This window comes from Hymenobacter arizonensis (assembly GCF_900115775.1).
Taxonomy (GTDB): Bacteria; Bacteroidota; Bacteroidia; order Cytophagales; family Hymenobacteraceae; genus Hymenobacter; species Hymenobacter arizonensis.
On sequence record NZ_FOXS01000002.1, the window covers coordinates 182,521 to 208,282 of the forward strand.

The following is a 25,762-nucleotide window of genomic DNA, read 5'->3' on the forward strand; positions in this document are numbered from 1 at the left end:
CCCCAGCCCTCTTCTGGGTAGCCGCGCCAACCTATTCCTTTGGCAGCTCCGTAGGCAGGGCTGCCAGCACCTGGCTCACCGATGCCATCAGCTGCGCCACCAGCGCAGCCCGCTCGGCAGCCGACTGGTTGGGCCCTGGGGCTTTCTCTAGTATAGCCACCGCATGCGCCACGCCGGCCACGCCCAGCGCCGCCAGGTTGGGCTTGATGTGGTGGGTGAGCTCGGCCACTTTGGCCCACTGGCCGGCCGCAGCGGCCTCCTGCAGCTGCACCAGGCTGGCGGGGGTGTTGGCAAGGAACGAACGAATGATTTTCGCCACGAACGCCTCCCGGCCGTGGGCCATGGCCCGCAGCTTGGTCAGGTCGTAGGGCGTGGCGGTGCGGGGCAGCACGCGCAGGGCGTCGAGCTTGCGGTAGAGCTCTTCTTCATCGAAGGGTTTGGCCAGGCAGTCGTTCATGCCGGCGGCGCGGTAGCGCTCGCTGTCTTCGCGGAAGGCATTGGCCGTGAGAGCCAGAATGGGCACCTGCGCCCGCACGGGGTCGGGTAGCTGGCGCACGGCCCGGGTCACCTCCACCCCGCTCATGATGGGCATCTGAATGTCCATCAGCACCACATCGTACACATTGTCGGTGAGCAGACGCAGGCCTTTTTCACCGTCGACGGCTTCTTCCAGAATCACGCCCCACTCTTCCAGCATAAAGCGGGCTACCTCGCGGTTGATTTCGTTGTCTTCCACCATCAGCACCCGCAGGCCGGCCAGGGCGCCCGTGTTGAAGGTACTCGCGGCGAAAAGCGGCGGCGCCATGGGCTTTTCGGCTTTTGGCAGCGTGAGGGTGAAAGCAAAGGTGCTGCCCTGCCCGGGCATGCTGTGGCGCAGCGAGAGGGTGCCGCCCAGCTGCTCCACCAGCGCCCGGCTGATGCTCAGGCCCAGCCCGGTGCCGCCAAACTGCCGGGTGGTGTCGGCGTAGGCCTGGGTGAAGCCTTCGAAAATGGTTGCCTGCTTATCGGGGTCGATGCCGATGCCGGTATCCGCCACGCTGAATTCGACGGTGAGGTGCGTGCTGGTTTCGGCCAGCTGCTGCCCCACCACCGTGATGCTGCCGCGAGGTGTGAACTTGATGGCGTTGGCTACGAGGTTGATAAGGATTTGATTGAGGCGGGCGGGGTCGCTCACCACCCACGGGTAGGCGCAGCTCTCACGCAGCATGGTGCCGTGCACCACCAATCCTTTTTCCTGGGCTTGCAGCACCAGGGGCTGCACGGCCTGGCTCATCGAATCGCAGAGGTTGAAGCTCACCTGCTCAAACTCCAGCTTGCCGGAGGTGATTTTGGCCATGTCGAGCACGTCGTTGATGACGCTGAGCAGGTGCTGCCCCGAGGAGCGAATCATGCGCAGGAAATCCTGTTGGCGGGCATCGAGGGGGGTTTTGCCCAGCTGGCTGGCCATGCCCAGAATGCCGTTGAGCGGCGTGCGAATTTCGTGGCTCATGTTGGCCAGAAAATTCTCCTTGGCCAGGGCCGCCGACTCGGCCGCTTCCTTGGCGCGCTTCATTTCGCGCTCGGCCGCAATGCGCTCGGTGATGTCGTGCGAGTGCGAGATGACGTAGGGCGCCTGCCCGGGCTCGTCGACCAAGTAGTTGCGATACAGCAGGTAGCGCAGCTCCGAGCTGCCGCGCGGGCACACGCGCTGCACGCCGGAGGCTTCGTGGTCGAGGGCAATGTTTTCGAGGTAGACGGCGAAGGTCGCCCGGTCTTCCAGCGTCATCACGTCGGCCACGTTGCCGCCCACAATGGCTTCCATGGGCATGTTCAGCAGCTCGCTCAGGGCGGGGTTGGCGGTGAGTACGGTGCCGTCGAGCGAATGCGCGCAGATGAACGCCTGGGCGTAGTTCATCAGGTCGCGGTACTGCTTCTCGCTCTGCTCCAGGGTCTGCTGCGCTTGTTTGAGCGCAGTGATGTCGGTGCTCACGCCCAGCACGTGCACGCTGCCATCTGGCCGGAGCAGGGGCCGCTTCACGGTCTGGAAAATAAGCTGGGTGCCGTCGAGCTGCGTCAGCGACTCTTCGGTGGTCAATTCCTGGCCGCTGCGGATAACGATTTTGTCGTTTGCCACGAACTGGGCTATTTCCTGCTCTTCCACACTGCCGGACACCAATTTTTCTCCGGTCAGGTGCCGCGAACTCTCGCGGATGGCCTGCATGGCATGGTTCTCAAACACCAACCGATGTTCCTCGTCGCGCACGTAAATCACGCTCGGGCTGGCATCCAGGATGCTTTGGGTGAACTCCTGCTGCTCGCGCAGCTGCCGGCGCGTCAGCTCTTGGGCCGTAATGTCGAGGCCGTAGCCGATGACCAGACTTACGTTGTCGCCGGCTTCGGGCACGGGCTGCAAGCGGCGCAGAATGAAGCGCGGCGCGGCCGCATCGCCCAGGGTCTCGACCCACTCGTGGCGCTGGCGCTTCGCAAGCACCTCCAGCAAATGGGTTTGCCGCTGCTGGGCCACGGCGGCGGCGTGGCCGCGGCGCGCGTTGTACTCCTCGCTGGTGCGGCCTAGCATCCAGTGGCGCAGTGCGGCATCGGGCACAGCGGCGGGGTTCACAAAGCGGTAGCGGTATTCTTCGTCAACGACAAAGATTTCGGCTGGCAGCTCATTAAGAATGGTTTCGTAGAAACGCTGCTGCTCCTGCAGCTCCTGCGCCATGCGCACGCGGGCCGTGGTGTCAACCAGGTACAGGTTGACGTAGCCCTCGGCGGCAAACGGCACGACGTGCACGCTGAAGCTGCTGTTAGCAATCGTTATTTCTTCCTGATAAGGAGTACCCAACGCCAATGCCTCGGCTGCCAGGGCCCGCAGCTTGCGCTGTCCGGGCACGCGCTGGGCCCGTGGTAGGGTTTGGGCCAATACGCGGGCGGCGTTGTTGGCGTACAGTTCCTGGCCCGAATCAGCCAAGCGCAGCACCGGATAGGGGTTCTGCTGAGGAATGCGGGCGATGGACTCGAATTCGGCCAGCATTTGGTGGCGTTCCGTGACGTCGTGCAGGCACAGCAGCCAGCGACCGGAGTTGTCGGAGTCGGTTGGCTCAGGCAGTGTATCACAAGCCAATACCCGGCCATCGCGCAGCTTGATGCTGTTGCCAAGGCTGCTGGGCGCGATTGCGCCTATTTGGGGTCGCACGTGCGCCAGCAAGTCATCGGCGCCACAGCCTAGCCAGCCGGCCGGGGCGTCAGCGAGGCCATATAGGGCGAAAAAGCGTTGGTTGATGGCCTCAATCCGTCCCTCGGCGTCGAACAAGGCCACGCCCTCGGGCAGCAAATCCAGCAGCAGCGAAAACGACTGGCTAGCTGTTTCGGCCGTGCTCGCTGCGTGGGTCAAAGCCCGCAGCAAGTCGGCGTTGCGTTGCTGGGCCTGCGCCAGGGCGGCATCGGCAAAAGCAGGCGTTGGGAGCGGAGAGGTGGCAGGCATGATAGAGAACAACTGCAATATCAGTCGATGCCTTGCCAGATTTCAGCGATGCTGGCCCAACGGCGCATTCTGCTGTCCCAAGGACGGTATTTACTAGTTCAACCGTCAATTCCAGCCGGTGAAGGCCGCTGCCCTTTTTTCAGCGGAGTGCTGCTTCCGCTATGGTGGTGAATCCCAACACTGCCTGACTATGGACACTATGCAAGTTTATACTTGCATCGTTCAAATCCCTCTTAAACTGCCCACTCCACGCACTGCCTATTGCAGCCGCAGCTCTGGCAATATTTTTGGTGCCTTCGTCTACTCAGTGGCCGCGGAAGTACTGCTCTTTGCGCTGTGTTTTTTGTCAGCCTCACTCTCGTCATCTCTGCTTTCCTCAGCAAGCTCGGCAGCTATTTTCCGGCCGTGGCGGCGGTCCAGCCAGTTCATAACGGGCGTAGCCAGCACACCGTGCAGCACAATGGAAACCAGAACAATGAAGCCCAGCACGGCCCACAGCTCCCGGGCCTGCGGAAAGTTGGCGTGCTCCAGCGCAAAGGCAATGTAGAAAATGGAGCCGATGCCCCGGATGCCAAAGAAGGAAATGACACCGCGCTCGGCTACCGTCACGCGCTTGGACCGCATCAGCGTGAGCATGCCGCCCAACGGCCGCAGCACCAGCAGCAGCAGCAGCCCTACCCCCACGCCCGCCCAGGTGAGTGGGCCCAACAGCCCGCCCGCAATGGCCCCGCCAAAGAGAATCAGAATAATCACAATCAGCAGCCGCTCCATCTGGTCGGTGAAGGCGTGCATCTGCCGGTGATACTCGTGCTTGCGCTCGCGACCGCGCAAGGTCACGGCTGCGACAAACACCGCCAGGAAACCGTAGCCGTGCAGCAGTTCGGTAACCCCGTAGCTGGTGAGCGTGACGGCTAGTGCCACAAAACCGTAGGCGCTGGCCTTGACGCTAAACCGCTTGGGCAGGCTGAAAATGAGATACGCCAGCAGCCGCCCCGACAGCCACCCCAGCACCACCCCGGCAGCTAGGCGGTAGAATACGTCCATCCACAGCCAGTTCAGCATGCGCTCTCCTACGGGCGTTGCTTCCGGCAGCAGGGCAATGGCCAGCCACACAAATGGGAAGGCCAGGCCGTCGTTGAGGCCGGCTTCGCCCGTGAGGGAAAACCGCACGTTGTCTTCGCGGCCCTCGCCGGGGTCGCCCACCTGCACATCGCCGGCGAGCACGGGGTCGGTAGGAGCCAGCGCGGCAGCCAGCAGCACGGCCGAGGGCAGGGCCAGCCCCAGCAGGGCCAGGCCCATCCACGTGATGCCGGCAATGGTGATGACCATGAGCACCAGCACCAGCAGCAGCGGCGTGCGCCAGGCCCGCACCGAAAACGGCCGGTCTATCTTCAGCCCCGTGCCAGTGAGGGCCACAATTACGCAGAGTTCCGACAGGTGCGTGGTGAGCTTGGGGTACTCAAAAGGGTCGGTAGAAGGCAGCCCTATCGGCAGGGAGAACACCCCCAGGCCCAGCAAGATGTAGAAAATAGGGTACGACAGCGGGTACTTCTCGAGCAGAGAAGGCAACCACGCCACACCCAAAATAGCCACGCCTAGCAAGACGAGGGCAACATTATAAAAAGACATAGCAACAAGTAATAGGCATTGGAGAAGCCACGGGGCTTTCGCAAAGCAAGCTGCATTAGCTCGCGGCTCTGCATACGTAAGAACGGCAGCGCCGGCAATACAACACGCCAAACTTGACTGCCACCACCCGGCCCCAGGCGACTTAGTGCAGCGGACGTCTTTTCACGAGGCCGCCCTTGGTTTCCCGCACGCTGTGCATCACCACAAAAGCCCGGGGGTCAATCTGGTCGATTTCTTCCTTGAGGCGCGCCACTTCCAAGCGGGTGGTCACCGTGAAAACAATGTCGATGGCCTCGCGCGTTTGCCCTTCGGAGCCGTAGCCGCGCCGGCCGGCGTAGATGGTGGCCCCGCGCCCCAGCTTTTCGGTGAGCATGCGGCGAATGCGTTCGCTGTGCGCCGAGATGATGGTGACGCCCGTGTACTCCTCAATGCCTTCGATGATGAAGTCGATGGTCTTGGCCGCCGAGAGGTAAGCCAGGATGGAGTACAGCGCCGTTTCGACGGACAGCAGCAGCGCCGCGGCCCCAAAAATGACGAGGTTGATGAGCAGCACCACGTCGCCGACTGAAACCGACGTTCGCTTGCTCAGGTACAGGGCCAGCACCTCGGTGCCGTCGAGCACGGCCCCGCCGCGCACGGTAAGGCCGATGCCCGCACCCAAAAAGAAGCCACCAAACACGGCAATGAGCAGCTTGTCATGGGTGAGCGAGGGCACGGAAATGACGAGCAGCACCCCGGCCAGGGCCAGAATGGCTATCAGTGTTTTGAAGGCAAACTCTTTGCCCAGCTGGTAGTAGCCCATCACGATGAATGGCAGGTTGAGCAGCACAATCAGCAGCGAAACCGACAAGCCCGACAGCTGATTGCCCAGCAGGGAAATGCCCGTGACGCCGCCGTCGATGAAGCCATTGGGCAGCAGAAACCCCTTCAGCCCCAGTGCAGCACACAGCACCCCGGCAGCCATGAAGGCAAACTGTACCAACTGGCGCCGAACCGATATGCCCGTGAAAGGAAACACCCAACCCTCGGGCGGGGGCGGACCGGCCGGATGTTTTTCGCCCTGCGCCCGGCGATGCTTCTGGCGGTATTGGCGAATGATAAATTGAGGGATTAACATACCGTCTGGTTAAAGAGCAGGGGCTGGGCAGGCAGTGCCCGCACCAAGGCCCCTGCATTTTTCAAAAATGCAACTAATTAGCCGCAGCGGAACTGGCGCACCCAAAGGCAGCAGCCACCGTGTGCCACAGCTACACAAACCGGGTAAGCAGACGGTGGGCTAAGGAGCGTTGGGCGAGAGCGTGGCCCGAAGCAAGCGCACCCGGAAGTAGCCGAGCAATTTTCCGGCCTGCACGCGGGGTGCTGTGCGCGCCGCCAGTGCGGCAGCCTGCCGCCAAGCGGGCTCAAACACCCCCAGATACTTATGGTCCGGTTCCGACAGGATAAGGCCTGCCGCCCAGCCCATTATTGGATTCGCGCAAAGTGCTTCCTGCTGGCTAAGCAGCCAATGGCTCCAGGAAACTACACCGGGCTCGTGGGCGCGCACCACGGCCATAGGCGCTGCGACAGGCGCCGCTTCCGCAGATGCTGCTGTCCCCAAAAGCCCCCACAGCATCACTGCAAGGCACACTAAGCGTAGAAAACAGGGAGCAGAGAAGAATAGCAGCACGGGCGGCAATTGCGAGCAGACTTTCAGCGCACTCTTGGCGAATCAACGGCTGTCGGTAAAAATAGTTGAAACTTAAGCCAGAGCCTAGTTTGATAACGCGAACATTTGCAGTTGTTCAAAGGCCGCTACTGCTGGCGCTAAGCGGCGAAGGAATTGCTGTATAGTAGCAGTGGTTTTTGCAGTTGTGCTCAACGTAAAGCACGGGCGATGCTTGGTGTGAGTACCGTACAAACAAGAAAGCCACTTCCCTCAGAAGTGGCTTTCTTGTAATCAATGAGCGAGAAACGAGGTTCGAACTCGCGACCCTCAGCTTGGGAAGCTGATGCTCTACCAACTGAGCTACTCTCGCGGGGTGACTTGGTGCTACGAAATTACGCCAAAGAACCGGATAAGCAACCGGCTTTGGGGCTGCCTGAACCCGAGCATTGGCCGGCTCGTATGAACGGGGCATCTATGGCCACACGTCCTCTCCCACCCATCACACGCCGTCTGGTAGGCTTTATGCTCATGCTGAGCGGAGGGATGATGGGGGTAGGGCTGCTGCTGAAAGTATATGTAGCAGTGTATAGTTGGAGCACAGTGGGCTACCAGGACCCTTTGGCCTTACAGCTGTCGCTCAACTTAGTGGGCTTGTTGGCCAGTGGTTTATTAATGCGGATTGGACTGAGCATGCGCCGTGGCAACAACGCCCCCCGCGACCCCAACCCCAACGAAATGCTGTAAATCGGTCGGCGCTGCTCGACCTTTGCCCTATGTCATCACCTCTGCGCATTTCCCTGGCCAAGGCCAACGCCGTTACCGCTGCCCAACTCGCCGACCTGGGCCGGCGCACCTTTCAAGACGCATTTTCGGCCGCTAACAGCGCGGCCGACATGGAAGCCTACCTGGGCAAAACCTTTGGTCCCGATATTCAGCTGGCCGAGCTGCAAGACCGCGAAAACACCTTCCTGCTGGCGCACATGCAGTCCGAGCTGGTGGGCTACGCCAAGCTGCGCGACAACTCGGCCCTGGGCCTGCCCGAAGGCCAGGACCCCGCCGGCCGCCTCGAAATAGAGCGCCTCTACGTGCGCGACGACTGGCAGGGCACCGGCCTGGGCGCCGCCCTCATGCGGGGCATTTTGGCGCTGGCCGAGCAGCTGCATTGCTCGGCTGTGGTGCTGGGCGTGTGGGAGAAGAACGAGCGCGCCCGCGCTTTCTACCAGCGGTTTGGCTTTCGCGAGATTGGGCAGCACAACTTTCAGCTGGGCCAGGACGTGCAAATTGACCTGATTTTGCGCAAGGGCATGGCGGGCCGCTAAACTGGCTACTTTTGGGAATGCCTACGCCTGGAGTAACGCTTTTGACTAATCGCCGTGGCCGCCTGCTGTGCCGGGCCGCGGCACTATTGTACGCGGGACTGCAACTCGCAAGCTGCCAGCCCAGTACCGACAAAGCTAAAGCCGCCCCTCCCCCACCCGTAGGCCATTACGAAGGCAGCATCGCGCTGGCCGGGCAGCCCGAAATGCGCGCCGCCCTCGACATTCGCCACCCCAGCCCCGGCCACTACGAAGCCGAACTCACCGTGCCCACGGCCAGCGCGCTCAACTTTGTGGCCGACACCATTCTGTTCAGTGGTAACCAGTTACGCCTCGTCCGGCCCGCCCGCGCCAACCAGGTGCTCACGCTCACGCAAGAAGGCGACTTCTGGCGCGGCTCCCTGGCGCTGGACTCTGCCAAAGCCGAAACCATTTTGCTGAAGCGTGGCGCCCCCACGGCCAGCACTTACCGCGTAGAGGAAGTAGCCCAAAGCGAAGGTTCCGGCTGGCTCTTTTTCCCATCCGACACGGGCACACCTGGGGCAGCGCTTATGCTGCTACCCACTACCGAAACTGCACCTGCCGCCGCGTTGTGGGCCGATGCCCTGGCCCGCGAGGGTGTCATTGTGCTGGTGCTGCCTGCCACCGACTCCGTTACGACCGCTGCAGAAACGACGCGCCTACAAGCCGGCCTACGCCTGCTCCATAGCACGCCGGGCGCCGATACGGCCAGCATTGGGGCCTGGGCTTCGGGGGCCCGGGCCGTGGCCGTGGCTCAGGTGCTGGCAGGTCCGGACAGCCCGCGGCTGGCTTTTTTCATGGCTCAAAACGCAGATTTTGGCCCCGCCGACCGGGCTAAATTCCGGGAGCTAAAGCAGCGGAAGCTCCCTTTGCTGGCGCTGTATAGCGGTGAGGCATCGGCACGCCAGTCTACTGCGCTGCGCAATGTCTTGAGCGGCTCACGCGGAGCCACGGTTCGCACCTATCGCGCCGTGGGACCCGACTTGCTTGTGCCGGGTGGACCGTATCCTCGGTTTGGCGCGGGCCTGCCCGGCGAAGTGATAGAGTGGCTGCGGGGCGCAACCGCAACGCAGTAGGGTACTATTACGTCGCCAAAGCCTCCTTATATCTTCTTCGCAATCAAAATACAAATAGCAGTAGCGCGACCACGTTACTATTTAGAGTACCAGCAGCCCCTTTTCGCGCAGCAACTGCCACGCCGGGCTTTGCAGAAACGCTTCAAACGTACCCTCCCCAGTTGGGAAAGTCACCGCTGCTTCCTTCACGAGGACCTTGGTGTCGTAATCGTGGGTGAGTTGGGTGAGTAGCTGGTGTAGCCACTGGCCAGCGGCGGCGCTGGTTTTTACTTCAAAATCCTCAGCCTGCTCGTAGCAGGTGAGCACGGCGCGCGGGGCTTTTTTGCCTTGCTCGATGCGGATTTCGGGGACGTTGCCGAGCCAGAACAGGCGTTGGTTTTGCTTGGCAAAATCGGGTTTTTCGGGGGCTTGCAGGGCCTGCTGCACGAGGTGCCGCGGCGTGGTGGGCCGGGGCGTTTTGAAATCGAACCAGAAACTAAGGGGCTCATCCAGGGCCACGCTGTGCAGGTAGTTGTAGAGCGACTTGGCCAGGCCGGGGCCGAAGGCTTCGTGGTCGGTGCCGAGGGGGTCGTCGTGCCAGAGGTCGTTCCAGGCGAAGCCGGCGGGCTCGGGGCCGATGGCGGCTACCTGGTACTTCGCGGGGTTCTTGCCCACGGGCGAGTGCGCCGTCATGGAGAAGCGGTGCCAGTAGCCGCTTTGCACCACGCCGGCCGCGAACAGCTGACGCACGACTTCGAGGCTGTCCACGGTTTCCTGCGCGGTTTGGGTGGGGAAACCGTACATCAGGTAGGCGTGCACCATGATGCCGGCCTGGGTGAAGCCGTCGGCCACACGGGCCACCTGGGCGATGGTCACGCCTTTTTCCATGAGGGTCAGCAGGCGGTCGGAAGCCACTTCCAGGCCTCCCGACACGGCAATGCAGCCGGAGGCCGCCAGCAGCCGGCAGAGGTCAGGCGAGAAGGTTTTTTCGAAACGGATGTTGCCCCACCACGTGATAGCCACGCGGCGCTTGAGGAGTTCAATGGCGAGGTCGCGCAGCGCCAGGGGTGGCGCGGCTTCATCCACGAAGTGAAACCCGGTTTGGCCGGTTTGCTGAATAATTTGCTCGATGCGGTCGACCAGCAGGGTGCTCGGGGCGGTTTCGTAGCGCGAAATGTAGTCCAGCGTCACATCGCAGAACGAGCAGCGCTTCCAATAGCAGCCGTGGGCCACGGTGAGCTTGTTCCAGCGGCCGTCGCTCCAGAGGCGGTGCATGGGGTTGAGCACTTCCAGCACCGAGAGGTACTCGGTCAGGGGCAGGTCGGAGTAGTCGGGCGTGCCCACTTCGGCGTGCGGCACGTCGGGGTACGGGTGGTTGACGTACTCGATTTGGCCTTGGGCATTGCGCAGGAACGTGCGTTGGAGCAGGCTGCTAGCATCGGGGGCGTAGAGAGTGGTTTGCAGGGCGCAGTGTACTTCGTCGGCGGGCTCGGAGAACCTCACCCCCAACCCCTCTCCAAAAGAGAGGGGAGCCTGACGCAAGGGCGTAACCGGTGTCCCCTCTCCATGGGAGAGGGGCCGTGCCCGGCAGGGGTCAGGGGGTAAGGTTCCCCACGAGTGAGATGCTTCGGCAAGCTCAGCATGACGTTCTTTTTTTGCGCCTAACTTATCAAAATACTCCAGCAGCCGCAGCCACGGGCCTTCGCCGTCGTCCAGGGTCAGGAAGTCGATGTAGTTAAAAAAGCGCGGCTCCTGAATGGTGCGCAGCTCCGTATTCGGGTAGCCGCCACCCATGATGGTGTGGGTGGCCGGGCTGATTTCCTTGATGCGCTTGGCCAGCCGCAAGGCTCCGTAGAGGTTGCCGGGGAAGGGCACAGTGAAGCCCACTATATCTGGCTGTGCGCGTGTGAGCAGCGCGTCCAGTTCTTCGAGCAGCAGGCGGTCGAGTAGGTTGGGAGTGGCCTCCAGGGCCTCATGCAAGGGCTCGAAGCTGGTGGCGGAGAGGGCCAGCTTCTCGGCGTAGCGCGAGAATCCGAAGTGCGGGCCCACGGTTTCCTTGATGAGGTCGGCGAGGTCTTCGAGGTAGAGCGTGGCCAGGTGGCGGGCCTGGTCGGTGAGGCCCATGGTGCCGAAGGCGGTTTCCAGGTCGGCCACGTTGTCGAAGCGGCTGGCTTCGGGCAGGAAACGGCCGTGGCAGATGCGCGGGGCCAGCGTCAGGTCCTTATTCTGCAGGAAACGAATGACTGGCGTAATGGTGGCCAGGTAGCGGTTTTGCAGGCGCAGCATGCGCTTGGCGTTGTCGCTCAGGTCAAAGTTGCCCGCTTCTATTTCCGCAAAAACCTGTTTCAGGCCCGCTACCGAAAACAGGCGCAGCACCAGCTGCAAGCCCATGTCGGCCTGCGTCACGGCATAGCCGCGCCCGCCCAGAAAGCCCTTGATGTAGGCCGTGGCCGGGTACGGGGTATTGAGCTGCGTGAGCGGCGGCGTAAGCAGCAGGATGCGGGGAGAGACAGGCGACACGACAGCAAGTAACCCGGCGAAGGGGGCCGGGGTTCATTTCCTGCAAAGGTCGGGGCTAAAGCAGGTTTTGTAACGCGTGTCATTGCGAGCGCAGCGCGGCAATCCGTTCTGTTAATCCCAGACACTTTCAAGATGTAAAAAGCCCCGACACTGCGTAGTGCCGGGGCTTTTTACTTTATGAGGTTGGTCGCTGAGAACAAGACGGATTGCTTCGCTCTGCCTCCTCGCAATGACACACGTTCTATTACACTATGCCAGCGAGTCGAGCGAAACCCGCTCGGGCAGCATCAGGCGGCGGAATTCGCTTACCGAATAACCCGTTACCTGGCGGAACTGGTTGCTGAGATGCTGGCCCGAACTGTAGCGCATCTGGTCGGCTATCTGGTTTAGGGTCAGTTCGCCGTAGCTGAGCATTTCTTTCACGCGCTCAATTTTGAGGCGGATGAGGTATTTCTCGATGGTGAGGTGCGCGGTGCGCGAAAATACCTTGCTCAGGTGCGAGTAAGTAGCGGCAAACCGGTCGGTGAGGAAAGCCGAAGTGGTGAGGGGCGAGCGGGCCGTGCGCAGGTGCTCAAGGTAGTCGGCCAGCACGGTTTTGATTTGCTCGGTGAGCTGCTCGGCGCGGCCCATCAGCAGCTCAAAGCCGGCGGCTTCGAGCAGGGGAGCCAGGTCTTCGGGGTTGGCGGGGGTGGCTTCGTCGAGCTCGGCCACGCCCAAGGTCACTGCCTTGGGGTGATAGCCGGCCCGCTCCAACAAGTTGTGCACGGCTTCGACGCACCGTGGGCACACCATATTTTTGATATGCAGTAGGTTGGTTTTCAAGGGCTTTAACGAGTTTCGGGCCGCCGCGAGGTGGCCGGTGAAGAAAAAGAACGAGTTGCTGCTGAACCGCCACTTGCCCGGCGCGGACGCGGTGCCGGAGTCGAAACCTCCGCCCAGCCACGACCAAACCAGTGCTCAGTGGCCCAGGTCACGAAAGGCACAACGGCCAGGAACGTAACAGCCAGCAGCCAGAACAATACGGCAAATGCGGAAAAAAGTCGACCAAAGAAATGGTCGCTGATTCCAAACAGATAAACCACCAGCGTTAGTGCCAACACCAAGCTCACGCCCGCCAGCACGCCCACGCGCCGCCAGGGCCAGGTAGCGACGTGTTTTTGGAGGCGATTACGCAAGGTCAGCGGCATAATTCTGGAGGGTTGAGAAAGTGAAAATACGGCAAAAATTACTTCGAACCACCAGCTAACCCAACAGCGCCAGCAGCTCTTGCTGCAGGGCTTGGCCGCCATCGGCCTCGTACCAGGCATTCATGGTTTTTATTATTTCATTGATGTGCAAAGACTTATCGGCGTGCAATTGTTTGGAAAGCACTTGTGCCGCGGCCGGGCGGGGGCCCCAGTCGCCCAAATCGTTCCCGGTGCCCTGCTCACGCCGAATGAGCTTGGGAATGCTGTTGCCCCCGTTGGTTTGGTGGGCCGCCATCAGGTCGGGGTGCTCGGAGCGGAGTAGCACGTGCAGCGCCACGCGGCCCGCACTTTCATCGGCTAGGCGCGCCAACAGGGGCAGCAGGTGGGCCGTGTCGCCGCACCAGGCTTCGCCGAGCACCAGCCAGTCTTCGGGCTGGGGCAGGCGGGTTAATTTTTCTACCAGTTCGGGCAGCAAGGGCAGGGCGTAGGCGCGGTCAAGGTGCTGCCGGTTTTGGTCGGTGTAGCGGATGAGGCCAGGGCTCTGGTCGGGGCCGGTGGTGCGGCGCTCGGCGGCGAGCGTGTCCATCAGGGCCCGGAACTGGACGTAGGTGTAGGCCGGCGCAGGAACCGCTGCGGGCGCTGGAAAGGAGTTGGGCATCAGCACAAAAGGGAGAATGACGGCGCGGCGCGCAACCAAACAGGCGCAGCTCACGCTACAACCGTACCCGCGCCCCAGAGTTCGGGTTGTGCGGCGGCAAGTTATTTTTCTACCTTGCGGCTGCGCTCATTCTCACCTCCTCACCTCTGCTTACCCTCTTTCATGCTGTTGAAAAATCTCCTCCGTCCCTTGGCCCTGGCCTGTGCCCTCACCGCCACGTTTAGCGCCTGCAGCTCTGGCACCAAAGAGGGCGACACCAACGTAGAACGCGGCTACACCAAAAAAAGGACCCCGAACCACATCGATGGCTCGCCAACCGGCGACTCGGCTACTTCCGGCATGACCCGCCAGACCGGCCCCCGCCAGCCCACCGGCAAAGAGGTTTACAAAGCCGCGGCCGATGCCAAAGACCGCAACCACGACGGAATCGCCGATTAAGCAGATAGCGTCCTGCTGGCTCTTTTGCTGAAAACTCCGTCGCGACTGAGACAGCTCGCCGCGCATGCTCGGCACGACGTGCTACTCGCGAGTGCGCACCACTTCATTGCCAAAGCACAAAAAAAGGCCCCTACCGTACGGTAGGGGCCTTTCCTTTTTTGCAGAATTTAGGAGAGCTTCGGTAGAGGGGAATTTGGTAGAGGGAATTGGTAGAAGAGTAGGTTTAGTAGAACACGAAGCCGTTGGGGCCCACTTTCACTTCGAAAGAGTCGATGGCCACGCCCGTGGCCTGGTAGCGGATGAAGCGGCCGTTGGTGCTGAAGCTGGGCGCAACCGCTGCAAATACCGTGTTGTCGCGCGGGTCGATGGCAAAGCCCGAGAAGCTGCGGCGGATGAAGGGCGTTGTGGGCAGGGCCGTGGCCGCAGTGCTCATCTGATATTCGGCGCCGCCGAAGGCGTAGTAGAGCTGGTCTTTGGCCGGGTTGATGCGCAGCTTGCTGGGACCGCCGGTAGCCGGGAACGTGAGCTTGAACTGAGTGGCCGGGCTGTTAGGGCTGAAGCGGATGAGCGCGCCGTTGGACACGCGGGTAGCCGTGAAGGGCGGCGTGCTCAGGTAAGTCACGAAGCCCGAGCAGAGCACCCATACGTTGCCGTCTTTGTCGGCCACCATGCTCGAGGGGCCGTCGGATAAGGTGACGGTAGACGACACGGCGGCCGAAGCCTCGTCAACGATAGTGACCGTATTGTCCAGGCTGTTGGGTACGTAGATTTTACCACCCAGGGCCAGCAGCTGCTCGGGGTTGCGGCCCACGGGCACGCTCCGGATTACGGCGTTGGTGCTGAGGTCGAGGATGCTGAGCACGCCCGGCAGGTAGCCCGTGAAGGGACCGCGCCACTCCGTGACGTAGCCCCGGGTGGCCGAGGTGGAGGTGAAATAGCGAGGCTGGTCGAGCCCATTGATGGTGCCGGCCGTCTTGAAATCGGGCAGGGTCACCACCTCAATTTTATTAGAAGCGTTGACCACGATGTAGCCGCGGTTGCCCTGCACGCCCATGCTCTGAACCACGTCGCCGAGCTTGGCGCCGCCGTTGGCGCTGCCGAAGGCATCTACGTTCAGGGTCTTGGAGGCTTTGTCAAATATGCTTACGGCGCCATCACCAGCGCCAAACCGGCCTTCGCTAAGCACGAATACGCCCGTAGTGGGGGCCGGCTCCGGCACCGGAACGATTTCGGCAGCTTTGGGGTCGCAGGCAGCCAACAAGGCCAGCCCCGCAAGGAAAGGAACAAACTGTTTTTTCATGAAATGAAGCACCGGCCTTGGCCGGCAATAAAAAATAAGAAATGGAGAGGTTTAGGTAGAAAGGCCAGGGCCTGCCATCGGCTTAATTCCAGCTCAGGCGCAAGCTGCCGCCCACGGTGCGCGGCGGGGCCGGCCGGCCGGGGTAGCTGTCGTAGGCCTGGTTGAGCAGGTTGGCGGCCTGTACCAGCACCAGCAGGCTGGTGCCCGCTGGCCCGTGCAGCGTGCGCCCCACCGTGGCCCCAAGCAGCCCGGTCCCGGGCAGGAAATCGGTGCCCGAGGCGCTGGTGTAGCGGAAGCTGGTGAACACAAACGTGCCGCTCACCAGCCAGTCGCGCCAGCGGTGGTCGGTGGCGAAGCTGGCCTGGTGCTGGGGCACAAACGCCAGCTGCACGCCCACGGGGTCGGAGTCGGCGGTGGAGCCCTGGGTTTTGCGGGTGTCGGTAAAGTGGTAGGCCATTTGCGCGCTGCCGGTGTAATGACCCTGGCGCCGGCGCAGGGCCGTGCTGGCCTCTAGGCCCTGGCTGCGTACCTGCCGCAGGTTGCGCGGGCTCCAGATGCCCGTGCCGGCCGTGGGCAGCCACTGCACCCAGTCGTCCACGTCCTGGCGGAAGGCCGTAAGCTCGGTTTCCAGGGTGGTGCGGCGGCCCCAGCTCAGGCGGTGGCGCAGTCCGGCTTCGGAACCAAAGCCTGACTCGGGGCGCAGTGAGGGGTTGCCGCCCGGCAGCCAGTACCGCTCGTTGAGGGTAGGCGCCCGGTAGCTGCGCGCTGCGCTGGCTTTGGCGGTGAGTTGGTGAGTTGGTGAGTTGGTGAGCGTATCGATTGGGGCAGGCAGGAGGTCCCATTCCAGGCCCACGGTGGGCGTGAGCGGGGCCAGGCCGGCAGGCAGCACGGCCTGGCGCAGGTTGGCGGAGAGGCGCAGGCCTGGGCGGGGGTCGTAGCGCAACAGGGCGAAGGCGGCGGCGCGGTTTTCGGTGATGGTCTCGGAGCCGTAGCCGCCCACCAGGGCGGCAAAGTGCTGGGCTTCGGCGCCCAGGCGCAGGCTGCCGCGGGCGCCCAGAGCAGACGTGTGCTCGGCCTGGGCCTGGGTGGTGCGCACGCGCGAATTGCTGGGGGTGCCCCGGTCGCGGTAGTTGATAATGTCTTCGAACCAGGCGCCGCGCACGGCCCATTGCTGCCGGGCGGCCAAGTGGCGATAGCCCAGCACCAAGCGGCGGCTTTGGTCGCGCTCGCGGGCTTCGCTGCCCGCCACGTTCACGCCCGACTGTATTTCGCGGTCGGCGTCGGTGAGCCAGGCGGCGGCGGTCACCTCGCCGGCTGTGCCCACGCGCCAGGCCACGTCGGGGCTGATGCTCCACTGGTGGCGCAGGGCGGCGTTTTGGAGAGTGTAGCGCACGGGGCCGCGGGCTTCGCGCAGCACGTAGGAGTAGTTGTTCTGGGCTTCGCGGTAGCTGGCGGCCACGCGCACGGCCACGGTGGGGGTGGTGGTGCGGGCTTCGAGGCTGCCGCCCAGCAGCCCGAAGCTGCCGGCATCGAATTGGGCGCTGCCGCGGGAGCCGGGCCGCCAGTCGGGGTCGTTGTTAAGGAGCACGGCTCCGCCCACGGCGCCGCTGCCGTAGAGCGCCGCGGCCGGCCCGGGCTGAATTGAAACGCGGGTGTTGGTCCCTACCGGCAACAGGGCGAAGTCGTTCTGGCCCAGCGTGGGGAGCATGATGTTCAGCCCGTTCCAGAGCACGGCGGTGTGCTGAGCCGAGGTGCCGCGCAGGGCAATGGTGGCCAGCTGGCCGGGGCCGTAGTTTTTCAGGATGAGCGGCGTGCGGGCCTGCAGCACGTCGGCCAGGTTGCCGCCGCGGTACTGGGCGAGCACGGCCGAATCGAGCTCGAAGCGACGGCTGCCCACGGCAAACCGCTCGGGGCCCACGGCGCGCACCTGCACTTCGGAGAGGCGGTGCTGGCGCTGGCTGAGGCGGGCCGAATCGGGCGGCGCGGCAGCCGGGCCGGGCACCTGCTGCCCCACGGCTACGCCCGGGCCCGCCAGCAGCGCCCAGAGCAGGCCACGCCGCCAGGCAGCGCGTCCGAAATTAAAAAAATGCATCCGAATCAAATTTTCGATAAAGAAAATTCGATTCAAAACCCCTCGTGGCTGCCTTCAAGCGAAGAAAACCACTGCCGGGCCGAGGCCGAAAAACAGTTGTAAAACCAGCCACCCGAAGGCCGCTGCTGCTCTCTTTCTCCATCCGTCCTCCGCGAATGCTGAACCTGTGAATGTCCGGGCAGGTCTCCTGGCTTGCTCCGCCGAGTGGGCCGCCTTCCCATTCCTTGCCTTGGTTTTCAAAGAGAAACCAGCGGCGAACAGTGGCATGTGGGCCCACCCCGATATGGAGCGTACAGTTGCGGGGACAGCTCCGGCGTTGAACCGGATTCCCTTTTCAGCCGCGCCCCGCGATTGGGGTTTGGCACCTTGACGGGGACAAAGATAGGCAGTAGCGCTGACTCAGTCAGCGGTATTTGGGTACGACCGCGCTACTGTCATCGCCGCACGGTGATGCCGACGAAGTACTCTTTGTCGCTCAGGCGGTTCAGGGCAATGTGGGTGCCGGCGTCGAGCTGAACATTGGGCGTAAGCTTCAGGAGCGGGGCAATATTGAAGGAAGCCTCCCAGCGCTGCTGCAGGGTATTCCATTGGCCCACGCCTTCGGTGATGAGGCCTAGTTTTTTGGTAAAGTCGTATTCCAGAGCCACGGAGGGCGTAAACTGCAAGTAGCGGCCGGCCTTCTCACGGTCGTAGTTGAGGTCGCTGGCAAGCTGAAATTCCAGGTTGGCTTTGTCGCTGACCTCAATGTCGCTGGTGACTATCATGCCGTATTCGCGCCCGCCCTGGCCTACCCGCCCGCCGCTGGGCAGGCGCACCAGCCCAATCACGGCCAAGGCAAACGAGCCGTCTTGCTCGTGGCCCAGGAAATTGTGCTTGACGCGGAGCATGAGGTCGCCGAAAGCCGCGTTGCGGCTCTCCCACTCGCTGGTGCCAGCGGGTCGTGACTTGGCCACGGTGTACATGGGAAACTCCAGCTGCACGTCGGTTTGGCGGCCCAGGCCAAACTTGAGCATGGTGTAGGCCATCCGTAATTCGCGGCTCAACTCATCATTTCCCTTGCCGCTGTTGCGGAGCCGGACGGCATCCATTTCCACCTGCAGGTGGCCAGCATCAACGGTGAAAGGGCTTTCGGTGACGCCGGGCCGGTCGGGCTGCAGCTCGCGCAGGCGGTTGCGGGGCACGGGCTTGCGCCAGCTATAGTGGGCCGAATCGTAAACCGTAGGCTTTGATTGCTGCTGAGCTTGGCAGAACAGTGGAAGAAAGCACAAGCACCAGAGAATTTGTTTCATGCCGCTTCTACGCAACTGCTTTTATTTAGGCCAAGCTGGCTCACCAGGTGTCGGTTTATCCCCGTTCTAATCGTCTGTCATGCTGAGCTTGCGAAGCATCTTATCAGGTCAGCACGATGTGTTCATGCATGACAAGGTGCTTCCTTCGTCAGCATGACAGGCGATAGAGTTTACTGCTGCACGCGAGATGCTTCGACTCCGCTCAGCATGACGGCCCGTAGCTACATGATGACCGATAATTAACTAATGGATGAAGCTTAAAATGGCACCACAACCTTCGCGCTCACGTTGCGGCCGGGGTTGTAGATGCCGGAGCGGCCGTTCGGCGAACCCTCGTAGTATTCAAAATATTTCAGGCGGTTGAGGTGAGATTGGTAGGCGACGTCGAGCACGTTGTCGACTTGCAGGAACAGTTGCACGGCTTCGCGGCCGGCGCGAGTGCGGAACGTGGTGCCGGCGCCCAGGCCCAGCAGTGCGTAGCCGGGCGTAGCAGTTTCGGTGTTGTCGAGGGCGTAGAAGCGGTTTTGGCGGGCGCTGCCGTCGAGGGAGGCGCGGAAGTAGGTACCGGTGAGGCGGCCAGCGCGGGCGGGCAGGGTAGCGCGGGCTTCGGCGCGGGCTCGCAGGGGCGGGATGAGCGGCAGGTAGCGGGCAGCATTGCCTTGGTTTTCCACAAGCTTGGCGTCTTCGTTTTGGCCGTTCACGAGGGCCATGCTGCTGCTTAGGGCGAGCCAGGGCAAGGCGGCCGGGCGCACGTTTAAACTGGCCTCGATGCCGTAGAGGCGGGCTGCGGCTTGTTGAAACTGGTAGGTGGTGTTGCCGGGCACGATGACCACTGGCTGCCCCACGGCGTCGAGCAGGCGGGCCTGGTAGATGAAGTTTTCCACATAATTGTGGAAAACTTCTACGCTGGCGTCGAGCGTGGGCTGGTGCCAGAGCATGCCCACGTCTTGCTGCCAGCTGAATTCGGGTTGGAAGCTGCGGTTGCCCAGGTACACGATATGGGCGCCGGGGTCGAGGCCGTTGGAGCCGATTTCGGGGATGTTGGGGGCGCGGTAGCCGCGGGCCAGGTTGGCGCGCAGGGTGAGTTGCTCGGTGGCCACGTAGCTCGCGCCCAGGCTGGCCGAAACGCCCTGGTAGCGCCGCTGAAACGCCGGAAACTGCAGTTCGGCATCGGCTGTGCGGGGCCCAGCGGCTCCCTCGAACCCGGTGCGCGGGTTGGGCGCCACGTAGAAGTCGTCCCAGGTCACGAGGCGGGTGTCGTAGCGCAGGCCACCGCTGAGCTCCAGCTTGCCCAGGGGCTTTTTGATGAGTAGGAAGGTGCCGGCGTCCAGCAGGTTGTAGTCGGGAATGGGGAAATCGGTGGCGTCCTGGTGGCGGTTCACTTGCGCCATGCCATTGCTACCCACGCTCATTTCCAGGCCCTGCCAGGCGGGCAGGTGGTAGCGGACGTCGTAGGTGTAGGTGGTCAGGTCCAGGGCCAGGCCGGGCTGGGCGGGCGCGGTGGGGTGGTTGAACTCGCGGCGGCGGTTTTGCTGGGCGCCCAGCAACAGGTTGAGCTGCCCGCTGCCCAGTTGCATCTGCGTTTTGGTGAAGATGCGGTAGTGCCGAATGCTTTGGTGCAGGGGCGCAATGGCGTAGGATTTCAGCTCGCCCCGGCCTACCCGAGGGCGGTTTTTGATGTCGTCGAGCTCGCTCTCGGCCACTTGCCGGGTAAAGGCGCGGCTGAGCGAGTCACGGCTGCCGTCGGGGATTTCCTGCTGGTTGTCGTAGAGGGTGAGGTACCAATGCGAGCTGCCCCAGGGTTTCACCACGCCGGCCATGCCCGTGAGGTTGAACTCGCGAAAACCGGTGTTATACACCAGACCATCGACGCGGTTGCGGTAGTCGCGGGCCAGGCGGTGGCTGGTCCGGAAGCTAGTTTGGAAGCCGTTTTTCTGGTAGTTCAAACCCAGTGAATTGCCGATTAGGCCGTTGTTGCTCTGGTATTCGGTGAGGGCTTCGCCGCCGAGTTGGCCTTCGGGGCCGCTGGGCAGGCCGGGCAGCAGGTTCACCACGCCGGCCACGGCATCGGAGCCGTAGAGCAAGCTGGCGGGGCCCTTCACTACTTCCACACGCTCAATATCATAGCCGTCGATTTCGACGCCGTGCTCGTCTCCCCACTGCTGGCCCTCCTGACGCAGGCCGTTGTAGAGGGTCAGCACGCGGTTGTAGCCCAGCCCGCGAATGAAGGGCTTCGATACGTTGGGGCCGGTGGTAACGGCACTCAGGCCGGGAATGCCACGCACAGCGGCGTCAATCACGTTGGTGTTGGCGTTGAGGTTGATTTCGCGCCGGGCCAGGGTGGCGATGGGTACGGGGCTGCGACGGATTTCGGTGGCCCGGCTCACGCCGGTTACCACTACTTCGTTGAGGACGGCGGGCTCTCCGGTTAGCAGCAGCTGCAGGTTTAGGGTCTGGCCCTCGGCGAGGGTGGTGTCGCGCTCGGCGGCGGTGTAGCCCACGGCGCTTAGGTGCAAGCGCAGGGTGCCCGCGGGCACGTTGGGGAGGCGGAAACGGCCCGCGGCATCGGCGGTGGCGCCCAGGCCGGTGCCTACTATGGCCACGCTGGCAAAGGGCACGGCGGAGTGCTTGGCGTCATGGATGGCGCCGGTTAGGGTGCCGGTTTGGCCCCGCAGCAGGGTTGGGAGTAAGAGTAGAAAGAGGAGTAATGCTTTCATATAGTTCTTTCTAATGCGGTGTAGTTCAACGATTCGCCTCACCCCCCCCGGCCCCTGCCGGCCACGGCCCTTCTCCGGTGGAGAGGGGGAGCCTGACGATTCTCAACACGTGCATTACCCGTGCCCCCTCTCCATCGAAGAGGGGGCACGGGGTGAGGCGGACGTCCGCGCCCTCCTACGCCCCCTCCGTGAAAGTTTGCCAGAGCAGAAAAACGTTAAGCGCAATGATTATCGCTGATATTACCCAGGCCACGACTTTCACCACGGGCTTGTTCACGAACACGCCCATCTTGGCCTTGTTGCTGGTAAAAAGCACCAGCGGCACCACCGCGAAGCTGAGCTGAAACGACAGAATTACCTGGCTTAACACCAGCAGTTGGCCAGTGCCTTTTTCGCCGTAGAGAATGGTCACGAACAGGGCCGGCACTACCGCGATGCTGCGCGTGATGAGCCGCCGCAGCCAAGGCTTGAGCCTGAGGTTGAGAAAGCCTTCCATCACAATCTGGCCGGCGAGGGTGCCGGTGAGGGTTGAGCTTTGGCCGGAGGCGAGCAGCGCCACGGCAAACAGCACGCTGGCCGCCCCGGCGCCGAGCACCGGCGTGAGTAGCTTGTGGGCATCGGTGATGTCGGCGACGTTTTCGTAGCCCTTGCCGTGGAAGGCCGCGGCGGCCGTGACGAGAATGGCCGCGTTCACGAAAAACGCCAGGAACAGCGCCACCGTGGAGTCGATGGTAGCGAACTTGATGGCCGAGCGTTTGCCGGGCTCGTCCTGCGGGAAGGCCCGGGTTTGGACGATGCTGGAGTGCAGGTAGAGGTTGTGCGGCATCACGGTGGCGCCCAGGATGCCTATGGCCACGTACAGCATGGCGGGGTTGGTCACGATTTCGAGCCGGGGCATCAGCCCCTTGCTTAGGGCCAGCCAGTCGGGGTTCGACGCCACGATTTCGTAGACGAAGCACCCGAAAATTATGAAAATAAGCCCCGCCACAATGCTTTCGATGATGCGAAAGCCCTTGTTTTGAAAGTAGAGCACCACCAGCACGTCGAGGACCGTGAACACCACGCCCCAGGCCAGCGGCAGCCCAAATAGCAGGTTCAGGGCAATGGCCGAGCCGATGACCTCGGCCAGGTCGCAGGCGGCGATGGCGATTTCGCACAGCACCCAGAGCACCAGGCTCACGGGCCGGGAGTAGTGGTCGCGACAGGCCTGGGCCAGGTCGCGGCCGGTCACGATGCCCAGCTTGGCGGCCAGATGCTGCAGCAGCATGGCAAACAAGTTGGAAATCAGCACCACCGAGAGGAGGGTGTAGCCGTAGCGGGCGCCGCCGGCAATGTCGGTGGCCCAGTTGCCGGGGTCCATGTAGCCCACGGCAATGAGCAGGCCGGGGCCCCAAAAGGCCATCAGCTTGCGCCAGAACGAGGCATCGGCGGCCGGCACGCGTATGCTGGCGTACACCTCGCTCAGGGAATTGCCTTGGCGGGCGCGCCGCCAGCCGGCGTCGGGCACGGGCTGCTTGGTATCAGTTACAGTAGAAGGAGGCACGTTAAGCAGTTGATTTAAAGCAAAGATACTTTATTTTTAGGCTCACCTAAAAATATTTTTCGACTGCCTTAAATACAGCAAAACTAAAAAAAGGTTTCACCGCTGGATTATGTTTTTGGCCACTGGTGTTACGGCTAGCTTTTGGCGGCGTTTTTCGACTTGTTAAGCACACTTGTTGCGGACGTTTCCGGGGATTTCTAAGTTGATTTTAACAAGTTGTCAGGCCCAGCCCAATGTGACATTCCGTTCGTCGCGTCGAATCAAAGCCCAGCGCAGCTAACGTTTAGGGCTACTACGGCACGCGAGCTGCCTCCGCTGCACTCGGCATGACCATTCCTCTGACGACCGATTCGGATAGGTTCTTACTGCGCGTGCCCGACCTTTGCCCTGATATTCCTTTCGCATGACGCCGACCCAAATCAAACGCCGCCTCGGCCTGCTGTCCCTCGTGGTAAGTGTGGTGCTGGTGGCGGTGAAATTCTACGCCTACTACCTCACCCGCTCGCAGGTGGTGCTCACCGATGCGCTGGAAAGCATCATCAACGTGTTCACCAGCGGGTTTGCCCTCTACAGCATCTACCTGGCCAGCCTGCCCAAGGACGAAAACCACCCCTACGGCCACGGCAAGGTCGAAAACCTGTCGCTGGGCTTCGAGGGCGGACTGATTGCGATGGCCGGCGCCTACATTCTCTATAAGGCCGGGCTGGCCATGCTCACCCCGCAGCCCGTGGCCCGGCCCGACTGGGGCGTGCTGCTGTTAGCCAGCACGGCCGTGGTGAACCTGGGCGTGGGCCTGCTGCTGGTGCGCAACGGCAAGAAGCTGAAATCGTTGGCCCTGGTGGGCGATGGCCAGCACCTCTATATCGATGCGCTCACGTCCATTGTTTCCTCGTTGGCCCTGCTGCTGGTGGCCGCCACCGGCGAGGTCCGCTTCGACGCCGGCGCTGCCCTGCTGCTGGGCGGCTTCATCCTGGTGAATGGCGGGCGCATGCTCCGCCGCTCCATCTCGGGGCTGATGGATGAAACCGATACCGCCACCGTGACGGAGGTAATCGCGGAGCTGCAGGCCCAGCGCCGCGCCCCCTGGATAGACGTGCACAACCTGCGCGTGCAGCGCTACGGCGCCAACCTGCACATCGACTGCCACATGCAGATGCCCTACTACTTCACCCTGGAGCAGGTGCACACCCAGCTGCACGACATCGAAGAGCTCATCCGGGCCCGATTTGCAGTGGAGGTCGAGATGTTCGTGCACGCTGACCCCTGCACGTTTGCCGCGTGCTCGTTGTGCCTCATGCCCGATTGCCCCGTGCGGCAACACCCCCTCAAGCACGAGGTGAAATGGGACCTGCACAACGCCGTGAGGAACCAGCGGCACACGCTGGAAGAAGGCGTGAGGGTAAGCCGGTAAAGGCTATTCGTGGATTCGAATAAAGCAGCCTTTAGCGTGGCGGCTGCTAAGACAATCCATTTAAGGGAAGGCCCACGCGAAAGGTCGTGCCCTGGCCTTCCTGGCTTTCCACGTGGAGGGTGCCGCCGTGGCCCTGGGCGATGATGTCGTGGGAAAGCGAGAGGCCCAGGCCCGTGCCCTCGCCCGTGGGTTTGGTGGTGAAGAAGGGCTGGAAGATTTTCGCCTGCACGGCCGCGCTCATGCCCGGGCCATTGTCGGTGATGCGGATTTCGACGCCGCCCGGCCCGGCGCTGGTGTGCACCCGCACTTCGGGGCGGTAGCCGGCCTCGCCCGCCTGCTGGCGCTGGCGCACGGCATAGAAGGCATTAGTAAGCAGGTTGATGAGCGCCCGACCCAGGTCCTGCGGCACCACCGCCACCAAGGGCAGGGCCGGGTCCAGCGTGGGGGTCAGGTGGGCGCTGAAGTCACGGTCTTTGGTCCGCAGGCCCTGGTAAGCCAAGCGCAGGCTGTCTTCCACCAGCGCGTTGAGTGAGGTGGGCACGCGCTGACCGGTGCCAGCGCGCGAGTGCTCCAGCATGCCCTTGATAATGGCCGTGGCCCGCTGCCCGTGCTGGCTGATTTCGTGCAGGTTCTGCTTCAGCCCGGCCAGAATTTCGCCCTCCAGCCCGGCGCTGCCTGGGCGGGTGCCGCCCATGTCGTCAACCAGTCCGGTGCTCACCTCGGCAAAGTTTTTCATGAAGTTGAGCGGGTTCTGCAGCTCGTGAGCGATGCCGGCTGTGAGCTCGCCCAGAAAGGCCATCTTCTCCTTCTGCACCAGATGGGCCTGGGTGGCCCGCAAGTCGGCCAGCGACTGCTCGAGCTGGGCAGTGCGCTCCGAGAGCAGGTCGTTTTGCGCGCTAATGACGCGCATGGTGGTGTTGTTGATGTTGTCGAACACCAGCGCCACCACCAGCAAAATCAGCATGAGTCCGGCCAGGATGTCGAGGTGCCAGAACTGGGCCTTGTCGGCCGGCACCAGGTTCGGAAACACGTAATGCTGCTGCTCCAGCAGCCACAAGGTCACGGCTGTGGCCAGGCCCAGGCCAAAGAAAACCAGTCCCGCCCGGCGGCCTAGCAGAAAGGAGCCCATCACGCCGCACAGCCCCAGCCACCAGGTAGTGGCCGCGTAGTAGCCGCCTTGATACACCGAGTTGACCACCACGGTGAGGTAGCCGATGAACAGAAACCAATAGCCCAGCGCTACGTGCGAAAACCACCCGGCGCGGTAGCCAAATGGCAGCAGCACAAAGCTGACGACGCCGAATAGCAATACGTAAAAGCCCGGCATCAAATTGGCCCACCAGCACAACACCATAAAGTTGAGCGAGAACAAGCTCGTCAGCAGCATGGTATTGATGATGATGCGCACCCGCCGCCGCAGGTCGAGGCTGCCCGCAAAATCGGTGGGAATGAAGTAGTCGGTGATATTGGCGAACATG

At 62.6% G+C, this 25,762-nt stretch carries 19 protein-coding genes, 1 tRNA gene and 1 riboswitch; of the genes, 5 read left to right on the forward strand and 15 right to left on the reverse strand.

The features are described 5' to 3' along the window. Positions 1 to 31: 31 nt before the first annotated feature. The 5 genes from BMZ66_RS07285 to BMZ66_RS07305 all read right to left on the reverse strand — a co-directional run bounded on the left by BMZ66_RS07285 (position 32) and on the right by BMZ66_RS07305 (position 7,107). Positions 32 to 3,463, reverse strand: coding sequence for a PAS domain-containing protein (locus BMZ66_RS07285; protein WP_092670631.1), 3,432 nt, complete (start codon positions 3,461 to 3,463; stop codon positions 32 to 34). Between the two features lie 300 nt (positions 3,464 to 3,763). Then, a complete protein-coding gene (locus BMZ66_RS07290) occupies positions 3,764 to 5,092 on the reverse strand; it encodes a cation:proton antiporter (protein ID WP_092670633.1) in 1,329 nt (442 codons plus the stop codon). Between the two features lie 142 nt (positions 5,093 to 5,234). After that, positions 5,235 to 6,209: a YitT family protein gene (locus tag BMZ66_RS07295; RefSeq protein ID WP_092670635.1), complete on the reverse strand. Its 975-nt coding sequence runs from the start codon at positions 6,207 to 6,209 to the stop codon at positions 5,235 to 5,237. A 159-nt stretch (positions 6,210 to 6,368) separates the two neighbouring features. Further along, positions 6,369 to 6,644, reverse strand: a complete 276-nt coding sequence (locus BMZ66_RS07300) for a hypothetical protein (protein ID WP_143080091.1) — start codon at positions 6,642 to 6,644, stop codon at positions 6,369 to 6,371. A 390-nt stretch (positions 6,645 to 7,034) separates the two neighbouring features. Beyond that, positions 7,035 to 7,107, reverse strand: a tRNA-Gly gene (locus BMZ66_RS07305). A 104-nt stretch (positions 7,108 to 7,211) separates the two neighbouring features. Between BMZ66_RS07305 and BMZ66_RS07310 the strand changes: the two genes are divergently transcribed. Genes BMZ66_RS07310 through BMZ66_RS07320 form a run of 3 tightly spaced genes read left to right on the forward strand, consistent with a single transcriptional unit; the run spans position 7,212 to position 9,150 of the window. After that, entirely contained in the window at positions 7,212 to 7,481 is a 270-nt protein-coding gene (locus BMZ66_RS07310; RefSeq protein ID WP_143080092.1) for a hypothetical protein, read from the forward strand. Between the two features lie 29 nt (positions 7,482 to 7,510). After that, positions 7,511 to 8,056: a GNAT family N-acetyltransferase gene (locus BMZ66_RS07315; protein WP_092670641.1), complete on the forward strand. Its 546-nt coding sequence runs from the start codon at positions 7,511 to 7,513 to the stop codon at positions 8,054 to 8,056. 17 nt (positions 8,057 to 8,073) lie between these two features. Continuing rightward, on the forward strand, positions 8,074 to 9,150 hold the full coding sequence (locus BMZ66_RS07320; RefSeq protein ID WP_143080093.1) for a hypothetical protein: 1,077 nt from the start codon (positions 8,074 to 8,076) through the stop codon (positions 9,148 to 9,150). A gap of 81 nt (positions 9,151 to 9,231) precedes the next feature. Here BMZ66_RS07320 and BMZ66_RS26020 read toward each other — a convergent pair whose 3' ends face one another. The 4 genes from BMZ66_RS26020 to BMZ66_RS07345 form a co-directional block, all read right to left on the reverse strand. Continuing rightward, positions 9,232 to 11,649, reverse strand: coding sequence for a B12-binding domain-containing radical SAM protein (locus tag BMZ66_RS26020; RefSeq protein ID WP_234795015.1), 2,418 nt, complete (start codon positions 11,647 to 11,649; stop codon positions 9,232 to 9,234). Between the two features lie 249 nt (positions 11,650 to 11,898). Then, positions 11,899 to 12,471 carry a helix-turn-helix domain-containing protein gene (locus tag BMZ66_RS07335; protein WP_143080094.1) on the reverse strand — a complete coding sequence of 191 codons (573 nt, stop codon included), beginning with the start codon at positions 12,469 to 12,471 and terminating at the stop codon, positions 11,899 to 11,901. Between the two features lie 5 nt (positions 12,472 to 12,476). Continuing rightward, positions 12,477 to 12,836 (reverse strand): hypothetical protein, encoded by a 360-nt coding sequence (locus tag BMZ66_RS25085; RefSeq protein ID WP_143080095.1) that lies wholly within the window; start codon positions 12,834 to 12,836, stop codon positions 12,477 to 12,479. A gap of 55 nt (positions 12,837 to 12,891) precedes the next feature. Continuing rightward, the gene (locus tag BMZ66_RS07345) at positions 12,892 to 13,494 is read right to left on the reverse strand and encodes a thioredoxin family protein (protein ID WP_143080096.1); all 603 of its coding nucleotides are present in this window, start codon (positions 13,492 to 13,494) and stop codon (positions 12,892 to 12,894) included. 168 nt (positions 13,495 to 13,662) lie between these two features. Here BMZ66_RS07345 and BMZ66_RS07350 point away from each other — a divergent pair, with 168 nt between their 5' ends. Continuing rightward, positions 13,663 to 13,932 carry a hypothetical protein gene (locus BMZ66_RS07350; RefSeq protein ID WP_143080097.1) on the forward strand — a complete coding sequence of 90 codons (270 nt, stop codon included), beginning with the start codon at positions 13,663 to 13,665 and terminating at the stop codon, positions 13,930 to 13,932. 223 nt (positions 13,933 to 14,155) lie between these two features. Here the strand turns inward: BMZ66_RS07350 and BMZ66_RS07355 are convergent, their stop codons facing one another. The 5 genes from BMZ66_RS07355 to BMZ66_RS07375 all read right to left on the reverse strand — a co-directional run bounded on the left by BMZ66_RS07355 (position 14,156) and on the right by BMZ66_RS07375 (position 22,837). Further along, complete coding sequence (locus BMZ66_RS07355; RefSeq protein WP_092670653.1) at positions 14,156 to 15,232, reverse strand: YncE family protein; 1,077 nt, start codon at positions 15,230 to 15,232, stop codon at positions 14,156 to 14,158. 82 nt (positions 15,233 to 15,314) lie between these two features. Further along, complete coding sequence (locus BMZ66_RS07360) at positions 15,315 to 17,324, reverse strand: TonB-dependent receptor (protein ID WP_092670655.1); 2,010 nt, start codon at positions 17,322 to 17,324, stop codon at positions 15,315 to 15,317. A gap of 160 nt (positions 17,325 to 17,484) precedes the next feature. Continuing rightward, positions 17,485 to 17,708, reverse strand: a riboswitch (cobalamin riboswitch). Between the two features lie 50 nt (positions 17,709 to 17,758). Further along, positions 17,759 to 18,613, reverse strand: coding sequence for a transporter (locus BMZ66_RS07365; RefSeq protein WP_092670657.1), 855 nt, complete (start codon positions 18,611 to 18,613; stop codon positions 17,759 to 17,761). 257 nt (positions 18,614 to 18,870) lie between these two features. Continuing rightward, entirely contained in the window at positions 18,871 to 21,330 is a 2,460-nt protein-coding gene (locus BMZ66_RS07370) for a TonB-dependent receptor (protein WP_092670659.1), read from the reverse strand. 175 nt (positions 21,331 to 21,505) lie between these two features. Further along, positions 21,506 to 22,837 carry an Nramp family divalent metal transporter gene (locus tag BMZ66_RS07375; protein ID WP_092672863.1) on the reverse strand — a complete coding sequence of 444 codons (1,332 nt, stop codon included), beginning with the start codon at positions 22,835 to 22,837 and terminating at the stop codon, positions 21,506 to 21,508. Positions 22,838 to 23,276: 439 nt separating this feature from the next. Between BMZ66_RS07375 and BMZ66_RS07380 the strand changes: the two genes are divergently transcribed. After that, positions 23,277 to 24,284 carry a cation diffusion facilitator family transporter gene (locus tag BMZ66_RS07380; protein ID WP_092670661.1) on the forward strand — a complete coding sequence of 336 codons (1,008 nt, stop codon included), beginning with the start codon at positions 23,277 to 23,279 and terminating at the stop codon, positions 24,282 to 24,284. Positions 24,285 to 24,330: 46 nt separating this feature from the next. Here the strand turns inward: BMZ66_RS07380 and BMZ66_RS07385 are convergent, their stop codons facing one another. Next, positions 24,331 to 25,761, reverse strand: coding sequence for a sensor histidine kinase (locus tag BMZ66_RS07385; RefSeq protein WP_234795016.1), 1,431 nt, complete (start codon positions 25,759 to 25,761; stop codon positions 24,331 to 24,333). Position 25,762 lies beyond the last annotated feature (1 nt).